The following is an 8,567-nucleotide window of genomic DNA, read 5'->3' on the forward strand; positions in this document are numbered from 1 at the left end:
GTGGGGTGGAGTTCCTCGGGTGGGGCGGGGGTGCCGGAGACGAGTTGGTGGTACGTCGGCCAGGTGGTCGCGCGGGGCGGAATGTTGCCGATGGCATCGACTTTGGTGACCGGGTGGGTGGCGTCGTGGATCGGGGTCCAGAGGTCGGTGTCGGTGCGTAGTTCGCGGAGTTCGCCGAAGAGTTCGCGGCCGAACCAGCAGGGGAAGCTTTCGCCGTCGTCGTACCGGCAGATGCCGATCGGGGTGGCGACCTCCGCGACCAGGGACCAGACGGCGGCCGAGGTGATGCCGGGCTGGTCGCCGGGGAGTACGACGATGCCGTCGGCGCGTCGGTCAACCGCGTCCAGGGCGGGCACGATCGACGAACTGCCGGTGTCGGCGTGCGGGGATTCGACCACTCGTACGCCGTCCAGGTCGACCCGGTCACGGATCTGCGCGGACGCGCTGCCGAGCGTCACGACCAACTGGTCGAAACCGCACTCCCGCGCACCGTCCAGCGCCGCGCCGAACAGCGTCCCGCCGCGATAGGCCAGCAACTGCCAGGGCGAACCGAGATGTGGTGCACTGTCGGCACCTAGCAACAGCCCCGTGATGAACATGGCCGGGTCACTTCCCTGACCGGCACGGCAGGCGCATCCGAGACTCTTTTCGCTGTCCCCGAGCGTAGAAGCCGAGTTTCGATGGAACCGCCTGCGCGCGGCAGGTGTCAACGACCGTCCGGTAAGTGGGCGGACAGTGTTCAATACCGGGCAGTTCAGATCAGCACGAGACCTCAGTGCAGAGCGGTCGCGAACGTCGCCAGCGCCGGGTAGCCGGCGTTCCCGGTCACGATCGTGGTGACTCCGGAAACCACCTGGACCAAGGCGTTCTCGTTCTTGCGGTCCAGCAGGACCTTGCGTTGCCAGGTCGTCCCGGCCACCGTCGCGGTGCCGTCGTCGGCGGTCCGGCCGAGCTTCTCGAAGAGGAACTTCCCGGTCGCCATGTTCGACTGCTCGAGCCCGACGTACAGCTTCTTGTCGGTCACGGTGCCCAGGTGCCAGGTCATCGGCTCCTGCTGCGGGGCGCGGAACTCCACGCTGTTCGCGCTCCAGCCGGACGGCATCGGCTCCGGTCCGCGGACCCACGGCGCGGCCTTGCGGGCGTCCTGCAGCTGCGCGGTGTACTCGACCGGTTTCACCTCTTCGTGCTTCGGACGCCAGGTGACGATGATCAGGAACGCGACCACGGCCAGGCAGATCGCCAGCGCGAACACCATGTTGCCGACGGTCTGCGACTTCGCCTTGTCCCGCCGGTAGGCCTGCCGGTACTCGTTCGCCTCGGCCAGCACCTGGGCGCGCTCCCGCGCCCGCACCTCGGCGCGCTCCCGCGCCTCGTCCTGGGCGCGGTCCGGCGCCCCGTCCTGGGCGCGTTCCCGGGCCTCGTCCTGGGCTTTCTCGGTAGCCTCGGCCGCCCCGGAAGCATCCTGACCTGTGGAACTCATGCCCACAGTGTCTCGCGTTGCGCAATCCGCCCGAACACCACCCAAGGGCGTTGGCTACGATCCGTGGACATGAGCGAGCGCAGCGAGCGAACACCCAGCATCGGTCAGGCCGGAGCCGAGCGCAGCGGGGCGGACGCGTGACGGACCCGACGACGCCACCGGCGCACCTGGAGGTCGACGCGCACGCGCCCGACCGGAACCTCGCCCTCGAACTGGTCCGGGTCACCGAGGCCGCGGCGATGGCCGCCGGGCGCTGGGTCGGCCGCGGCGACAAGAACGGCGCTGACGGCGCGGCCGTGAACGCGATGCGGACGCTGATCGGCACCGTGGGGATGAACGGTGTGGTGGTGATCGGCGAGGGCGAGAAGGACAACGCCCCGATGCTCTTCAACGGCGAGCAGGTCGGCGCCGGCCAGGGCCCGGAGTGCGACGTCGCGGTCGACCCGGTGGACGGTACGACGCTGGTCGCGAAGGGGATGGCGAACGGGATCGCCGTGATGGCGGTCGCGCCGCGGCACTCGATGTACGACCCGTCGGCGGTCTTCTACATGGAGAAGCTGGTCGTCGGCCCGGAGGCGGCCGAGGTGGTCGACATCCGGCTGCCGGTCGCGGAGAACATCCGCCGGGTGGCGAAGGCGAAGGGCTCGACCGTCGACGACGTGACCGTCGTACTGCTGGACCGGCCGCGGCACGACGAGCTGGCCAGGCACATCCGGGCCACCGGCGCGCGGATCAAGTTCATCTCCGACGGCGACGTGGCGGGCGCGGTCGAGGCCGCGCGGCCCGATACCGGGCTGGACATGCTGCTCGGCATCGGCGGTACGCCGGAGGGCATCATCGCCGCCTGCGCGATGAAGTGCCTCGGCGGGAAGATCCAGGGCAAGCTCTGGCCGCGCGACGACGTCGAGCGGCAGAAGGCACTGGACGCCGGGCACGACCTGGACCGGGTGCTCGACACGGACGACCTGGTGAGCGGGGACGACTGCTTCTTCGTCGCGACCGGCATCACCGACGGCGAGCTGCTCCGCGGCGTCCGGTACGGCCGCTCGACGGCCCGCACGCACTCACTCGTAATGCGCTCCCGCAGCGGCACGATCCGCTCGATCGAAAGCGTCCACCAGCTGGAGAAGCTCCGCGCGTACTCCGCCATCGACTTCGAGCACGCCCGATGAGCGCACCCGTGCTCGTCATCGGCGAGGCTCTCGTGGACATTGTCGGTACGGCGGGCAAGCGCAACGGCAACGGGAAGACCCAGGCGACGCCGGGCGGCTCTCCGGCGAACGTGGCGGTGGGGCTCGCGCGGCTGGGCGTGGCGACCGAGCTGGTCACGCGGTTCGGGACGGACGCGTACGGCGACCAGCTCGGCGCGCACCTGTTCGGGAACGGCGTACAGCTGGCGCCGGGGTCCGTCGACCCGAACTTCCGGACCAGTACGGCGACCGCGACGCTCGACGCGGCGGGTGTCGCGACGTACCAGTTCGACATCACCTGGGAGCCGCCGGCGCTGTCGTTGTCGCGCGGTTGCCCGGCCGTGCACACCGGGTCGATCGCGACCGTGCTCGAGCCCGGCGCGGCGGCGATCCTGGCGTTCCTGGAGTCGGTCGCGGACCAGCCGGTGACCGTGACCCTGGACCCGAACGCGCGGCCCAGCATCACGCCTGACCCGGTCGCGACGTGGACCGCCGTACGGAGGCTGGCCGCGTTGAGCGACCTGGTGAAGCTGAGCGACGAGGACTGCGAGTTCCTGCGTCCGGGGCTGGATCCGGCGGATATCGCCGCCGAACTGCTGACCGCGGAGCGGACGCAGTGTGTGGTGATCACTCGTGGCGGCAAGGGCGCGCTCGGGGTCAGCCGGGACGCGCAGGTGGACGTGGTCGCGCCCTCGATCGAGGTCGTCGACACGGTCGGCGCCGGCGACTCGTTCATGTCCGCGCTGATCGCGGGCCTGGAGCAGCGCGGGCTGCTCGGCGAGCGGCGGCTGGGCGGGCTGACGGCCGAGGAGCTGCACGACGTCGTGGACTACGCCGTACGGGCGGCCGCGATCACCTGCACGCGGCACGGCGCCGACCCGCCGACGGCGGCCGAGTTCACGGCGACCTGGGGGTCCTGACGGTGTCCGCCGAGGCGTGGTCCGACGAGTTGGAGTCCAAGGGCAGTGTGGACTTCCCGCCGCGCCGGGGCAGGCTGTGGGTGCGGCTGATCGGGTTCGGCCTGCTGATGGTGCTGTCGGTGTGGACGAACGTCGACCACCTGCGTACGGACGGCGTGTCCGGCGCCCTCGGCGTACTGCGGCTGACCGCGCTCGCCGCGTTCGTCTACGGCACCGCGCTGACCGGGTGGCAGCTGGTCACGAACCGCCCGGTCGTCACGGTGAACGCCGAGGGCATCACGCGCGGCCGGAGCCTGCCGTGGTCCGGGATCACCAGCATCGACGAACCGACGGGCGTGCCGTTCGCGCGCGCGGTCCAGGTGCGCCCGGCGGACCGGCGTACCCGTCCGATCTCGATCTCGCAGGACAACGTCGAGGATCTCGACTCGCTCGCACCCTGGTTGCGAGCGCTGCACGCCGAGCACCGCTCAGCTGATTGAGCATCGGTCGGCTGACTAGCTGACCGAGCTGCGGACGGCGCTCAGGTGGTCGCGGGCGCGGGCCGCCGCGAGCTCCGGGTCCTTCGCGCGGATCGCGTCCGCGATCGCCTCGTGCGCGGCCTGGTCGTGCCGGTGCCGGTGCTCGTCGTCGAGCTTGAGCATGTCGACCATCGCCCGCCGGATCCGCGGTACGAACGTGTCGAACAGCTCGGTCAGTACGGCGTTGTGCGCCGCCGTCACCACCGCGCGATGGAACGCCAGGTCGGCCTCGATGTACCAGTCGTCCGGCGCGTTCGCCGCCGCCCGCTTGCGGTCCGCGAGCGTGTAGCGGAAGTTCTTCAGGTCCCCCGGCGTACGGCGGGACGCGGCCAGCCGGGCGCCTTCGGTCTCGATCGCCAGCCGGCCCTCGAGTACGTCGGTGATGTCCGCCTTGCGCAGCACCTTGTCCCAGTCCTCGGCGGCCTGCAGCGCGATCACGAACACGCCCGCGCCCTGCCGGCTCTCGAGCACCCGGCGCCCGGCCAGCTCGCGAACGGCCTCCCGGATCGTGGAACGCCCGACGCCCAGCTGCGCGGCCAGCGTGGTCTCGCCCGGGAGCTTGGCGCCGAGCGCCCATTCACCGCTGCCGATCCGGCGCAGCAGCTCCTCGGCGGCCTGCTCGGCGAGCGGGTGTCGGCGAATCATGCGGGTCAGTCTAAGCGGATCGGACTTGTCAGCTTGTCTGAGGAGTTGATAGCGTGCTCGGCATGCACTTGCTCCCGGGTCTCCTCCTTCTTGGCCGCCACGGCGGGAGCTGATTCGACCGGCGCTCCCTCCGTGGAGTGCAGTCGTCCGCCGGTCCTCCCCCGCTCTTGGAAGGACCCCGTCGTGATCAACCGCCAGCAACCCTCCCCGATGCCCAGCCACCGGTACCGCGACATCTTCGCGAAGGTCCCCGTCGCGCCCGTCGACCGCGGCTGGCCGGACAACCGGATCACCCAGGCGCCGCTCTGGGTCCCGGTCGACCTCCGGGACGGCAACCAGGCGTTGGCCGAACCAATGGATCCGGAACGGAAACGCGCTTTCTTCGAGTTGATGGTTGCCATCGGCTACAAGGAGATCGAGGTCGGGTACCCGTCCGCCTCGCAGACCGACTTCGACTTCGTCCGCCTCCTGGCTTCGTCGGACCTCGTACCGCCCGATGTCACGATCGTGGTCTTCACACCCGCGCGCAAGGATCTGATCGAGCGGACGGTCGAGTCCGTCGCGGGGATCCGCGGTGACGTGGTCATCCACATGTACGCCGCGACCGCGCCGGTCTGGCGGGACGTCGTCCTGCGGAAATCGCGGGACGAACTGGCGTCGATGATCTACGCCGGGTCGGAGGAGATCCAGCGGCTGGCCGGGGACTCGGTACGGTTCCAGTTCTCGCCCGAGGTGTACAACCTGACCGAGCCGGACTTCGTCCTCGAGCTCGCGGACCGGCTCACCAAGCAGTGGGACGCGTCGCCGGACCGGCCGGTGATCCTGAACCTGCCGGCAACCGTCGAGGCCGCGACGCCGAACGTGTACGCCGACCAGATCGAGTACATGCACCAGAACCTGCCGCGCCGGGACGGGGTCATCCTGTCGGTACACCCACACAACGACCGCGGTACCGGCATCGCCTGCGCCGAACTCGCCGTACTCGCCGGAGCGGAACGCGTCGAGGGCTGCGTTTTCGGCAACGGGGAACGTACCGGCAACGTCGACATCGCCACGCTCGCGCTGAACCTGCACGCGCAGGGCGTCGACCCGATGATCGACTTCTGCGACATCGACCGGGTCCGGTCCGTGGTCGAGTACTGCACACGGATGCCGATCCATCCGCGGCACCCGTACGTCGGGCAGCTCGTGTACACAGCGTTCTCGGGTACGCACCAGGACGCGATCCGCAAGGGTTTCGCCGTACAGGACGACGGTTTCTGGGAGGTGCCGTACCTGCCGATCGATCCGGCGGACGTGGGTCGCGGGTACGAGGCCGTCGTACGGGTGAACAGCCAGTCGGGTAAGGGTGGGATCGCGCATGTGCTGGAATCCGTGTACGGGATCCGGCTGACGCCTGATGCCGAGCGGGAGTTCGCGCAGCACGTGCAGCGGCACACGGACGCGAGCGGGCGGGAAGCCGGCGCGGAGGAGCTGAAAGTGTTGTACGAGGAGGTTTACGGGTGCTCGAACTGAAGGACGTCGACTTCGTCCGGGACGGAAAGCTGTTGCTTTCCGGGGTTTCGCTGACCGTCGGCGAGGGCGAGCGGTGGGCGCTGCTCGGGCCGAACGGCGCCGGCAAGAGCACGATGCTCGGGCTCTGCGGCGCCGTCACGCATCCGACGCGCGGCACCGTCGAAATCCTCGGGCGACGGCTCGGTACGGTCGACATCCGTACGCTGCGGGAGTCGATCGGTCACGTGAATCCACGGCACCCGCTGCGGTCGCCGCTGAGCATCCGGGACGTCGTACTCACCGGCCTCACCGGCACCGTCGAACGCATGCCGCGCTGGGAACCGACCGCCGCCGAGTCCGCGCGTGCCCTGGAGCTGATCGACCTGCTGGGCGTCGGCGCACTGGCCGACGCGCCCTGGACCACCATCTCCCAAGGCGAACGCGGCCGCGCACTGATCGCCCGCGCGCTCATCTCCGACCCGCAACTCCTGCTCCTCGACGAGCCCTCCACCGGCCTCGACGTCGCCGCCCGCGAACAACTCCTCGAGGTCCTCGACCAGATCCACACCAGCCATCCCCACCTCGCCTGGATCCTGGTCACCCACCACCTAGAAGAACTCCCCACCTGCACCACCCACGCAGCCCTCATCCACAACGGCCACCTCCTGGCAGCCGGCCCAGCCGAAGACGTCATCACCACCCCCCTGATCACCACCGCCTTCGCCCACCCCATAACCGTCACCCACCACAACGGCCGCTGGACCGCAACTACGCGACGACGCCACTAAAGACTGTCCGAAACCCACCGCCAGGTGTCATCCTTGGCCATCGAACGAGGCCTGGGGGGGAACATGACGGTGATGGGCGAACGCCTGCCCGAAGCCTGGATGGTCGAGTGGCACCGGAACAGACGGGTCGAGTTTCCCATCCGCCGGTGGTTGTTCCTGCAACTGACGCTGCTGTACTTCGGAATCTCGGCCGGCACGCTGATTCGTCTGCCGGACATACTCGACGAGCCGGGCTGGCGGTACTTCGGCTACCTGGCGATCGTGCTGTACGTCGGCACCGCCGGCTTCGTCGTCTGGACCTTCGTCACCCAGCGCCCGTACCTCGTCGTCGACCACACCGGCATCCACTCCGGCCGCCGCTTCATGGCGTGGACCGACATAGGCTCCATCGGCCTCCTCCGCGGGCCTGTGCGCCAGCTACCGATCCACCCGAAGAACGTCTGGGCCAAGGACCTCGTCATCACCCGCCAGCACGTCAACGACCTCCAGTCCTTCCGCACCTGGCTCGACGAGGTCCTCGAGGAACAGCGCCGTACCGAATCCCCGCGAGACGACGATGCCAGCGATTGGCGACGGACCCACTGACCTCTGGACCGCCGAACTACGGCGGACCGGACGCGTCATCTTTCCGCTCCGGCGCCGACCGACGCTGAGGCAAGGCGTGTGCGGTCCGCCGCTCTGTTGTTCCTTACCGGCACAGAACTGCCGAATGCGTTGAAGAGCGGCTGTATCTGGGCTGCTTTGGCCATCCTGGTCATGGCGCTGTGCGTGGCCGCCGCGTGTTTCGGCGTCTGGCAACTTGTCACGCTGCGGCCGGTCCTGACGGTCGACAGTTCCGGTATCCGGCTCGGGCGCAGGTTCCTTGCCTGGAACGAGATCGGAGCCATCGCCGATCTGGACGGAGCGCCGGGCGACCGCTTCGTGACAGTCGTCCCGAGCGTCCGCGGGAGAAAGCTCCGCCTGGGCGAGGACCACGTGCGCAACGTGCCGGCGTTCAGGTATTGGCTGTCAGATCTACTCGACCAGCACCGCAGTACGGCTGCGCAGGAAGGATGACGGCCACTCACCTTCCGGACGGAGGTCTGGTCCACTACAGTGACTTTGCTGCGGGGGTGGCGACGTGTGGCTGGGGGACGGCGTGGTGGTGCGCGGGCTGATGCGCGACATGGGTGACGCTTCGGCGGACGAGTGGGACGCGGAAGTGCGTCGTACCGGACGAGTGGTTTTTCCGTTGCGGCGGCGGTGGGTTCTGCAATTGCTCCCACTCCAGCTACTGCCGCCCGTGCTGGTACTGCTGGTCCCGTTGCTCGCCGGTGCGCCCGCACCCGAGGCTGTCGTGGCTTTCCCTGTCCTGCTGGTGTACGCCGCCGTGATCGCGACTCTTTCCTATCAACTCGTCGCGCGGCGCCCGGCCGTGGTCGTCGGCCGCGACGGGATCCGCAGCGGCCGGAAAGGGTTCCTGGCCTGGAGTGCGGTGGGCGGGTTCGGCATTGTCACCGGAATACCGCTGGAGCGCTCGTTCCTGGTGCTCC

Annotated in this window: 11 protein-coding genes; 8 read left to right on the plus strand and 3 right to left on the minus strand. The window is 69.4% G+C overall.

Annotated elements, in window-relative coordinates; translation table 11 throughout:
• Together VFF46_RS06850 and VFF46_RS06855 are read right to left on the minus strand one after the other, a co-directional pair.
• On the minus strand, positions 1 to 599 hold a 599-nt coding region (locus VFF46_RS06850; RefSeq protein ID WP_325036171.1), incomplete at its 3' end, for a nucleotidyltransferase family protein.
• A 173-nt stretch (positions 600 to 772) separates the two neighbouring features.
• Positions 773 to 1,480 (minus strand): DUF4245 domain-containing protein, encoded by a 708-nt coding sequence (locus tag VFF46_RS06855; RefSeq protein ID WP_325036172.1) that lies wholly within the window; start codon positions 1,478 to 1,480, stop codon positions 773 to 775.
• A 137-nt stretch (positions 1,481 to 1,617) separates the two neighbouring features.
• On the opposite strand from VFF46_RS06855, the gene glpX reads away from it, so the two are divergent.
• The 3 genes from glpX to VFF46_RS06870 are packed head-to-tail and all read left to right on the plus strand — an operon-like array spanning position 1,618 to position 4,069.
• Positions 1,618 to 2,652 carry a class II fructose-bisphosphatase gene (glpX, locus tag VFF46_RS06860; RefSeq protein ID WP_325036173.1) on the plus strand — a complete coding sequence of 345 codons (1,035 nt, stop codon included), beginning with the start codon at positions 1,618 to 1,620 and terminating at the stop codon, positions 2,650 to 2,652.
• Positions 2,649 to 3,590, plus strand: coding sequence for a carbohydrate kinase (locus VFF46_RS06865; protein ID WP_325036174.1), 942 nt, complete (start codon positions 2,649 to 2,651; stop codon positions 3,588 to 3,590). Before glpX ends, VFF46_RS06865 begins: the two co-directional genes overlap by 4 nt.
• Before the next feature lie 2 nt (positions 3,591 to 3,592).
• Positions 3,593 to 4,069 (plus strand): hypothetical protein, encoded by a 477-nt coding sequence (locus tag VFF46_RS06870; RefSeq protein WP_325036175.1) that lies wholly within the window; start codon positions 3,593 to 3,595, stop codon positions 4,067 to 4,069.
• A gap of 15 nt (positions 4,070 to 4,084) precedes the next feature.
• Here VFF46_RS06870 and VFF46_RS06875 read toward each other — a convergent pair whose 3' ends face one another.
• Positions 4,085 to 4,753 (minus strand): FadR/GntR family transcriptional regulator, encoded by a 669-nt coding sequence (locus VFF46_RS06875; protein WP_325036176.1) that lies wholly within the window; start codon positions 4,751 to 4,753, stop codon positions 4,085 to 4,087.
• A gap of 183 nt (positions 4,754 to 4,936) precedes the next feature.
• Here VFF46_RS06875 and VFF46_RS06880 point away from each other — a divergent pair, with 183 nt between their 5' ends.
• From VFF46_RS06880 to VFF46_RS06900, 5 genes are all read left to right on the plus strand, one after another.
• Positions 4,937 to 6,268: a 2-isopropylmalate synthase gene (locus VFF46_RS06880; protein WP_325036177.1), complete on the plus strand. Its 1,332-nt coding sequence runs from the start codon at positions 4,937 to 4,939 to the stop codon at positions 6,266 to 6,268.
• The gene (locus VFF46_RS06885) at positions 6,256 to 7,035 is read left to right on the plus strand and encodes an ABC transporter ATP-binding protein (RefSeq protein WP_325036178.1); all 780 of its coding nucleotides are present in this window, start codon (positions 6,256 to 6,258) and stop codon (positions 7,033 to 7,035) included. Before VFF46_RS06880 ends, VFF46_RS06885 begins: the two co-directional genes overlap by 13 nt.
• 33 nt (positions 7,036 to 7,068) lie before the next feature.
• Entirely contained in the window at positions 7,069 to 7,620 is a 552-nt protein-coding gene (locus VFF46_RS06890; RefSeq protein ID WP_325036179.1) for a hypothetical protein, read from the plus strand.
• 156 nt (positions 7,621 to 7,776) lie between these two features.
• Complete coding sequence (locus VFF46_RS06895; RefSeq protein ID WP_325036180.1) at positions 7,777 to 8,091, plus strand: hypothetical protein; 315 nt, start codon at positions 7,777 to 7,779, stop codon at positions 8,089 to 8,091.
• Between the two features lie 85 nt (positions 8,092 to 8,176).
• The coding region (locus VFF46_RS06900) for a hypothetical protein (protein WP_325036181.1) at positions 8,177 to 8,567 on the plus strand (391 nt) is incomplete at its 3' end.

Origin of the sequence: Kribbella sp., from assembly GCF_035655035.1 — a bacterium.
Taxonomy (GTDB): Bacteria; Actinomycetota; Actinomycetes; order Propionibacteriales; family Kribbellaceae; genus Kribbella.

What these genes read in the sequence shown, in the direction of transcription:
- VFF46_RS06855 (WP_325036172.1), bottom strand. Translation starts at nt 1,480, where the DNA reads ATGAGTTCCACAGGTCAGGATGCTTCCGGGGCGGCCGAGGCTACCGAG.
- VFF46_RS06865 (WP_325036174.1), top strand. Translation starts at nt 2,649, where the DNA reads ATGAGCGCACCCGTGCTCGTCATCGGCGAGGCTCTCGTGGACATTGTC.
- VFF46_RS06875 (WP_325036176.1), bottom strand. Translation starts at nt 4,753, where the DNA reads ATGATTCGCCGACACCCGCTCGCCGAGCAGGCCGCCGAGGAGCTGCTG.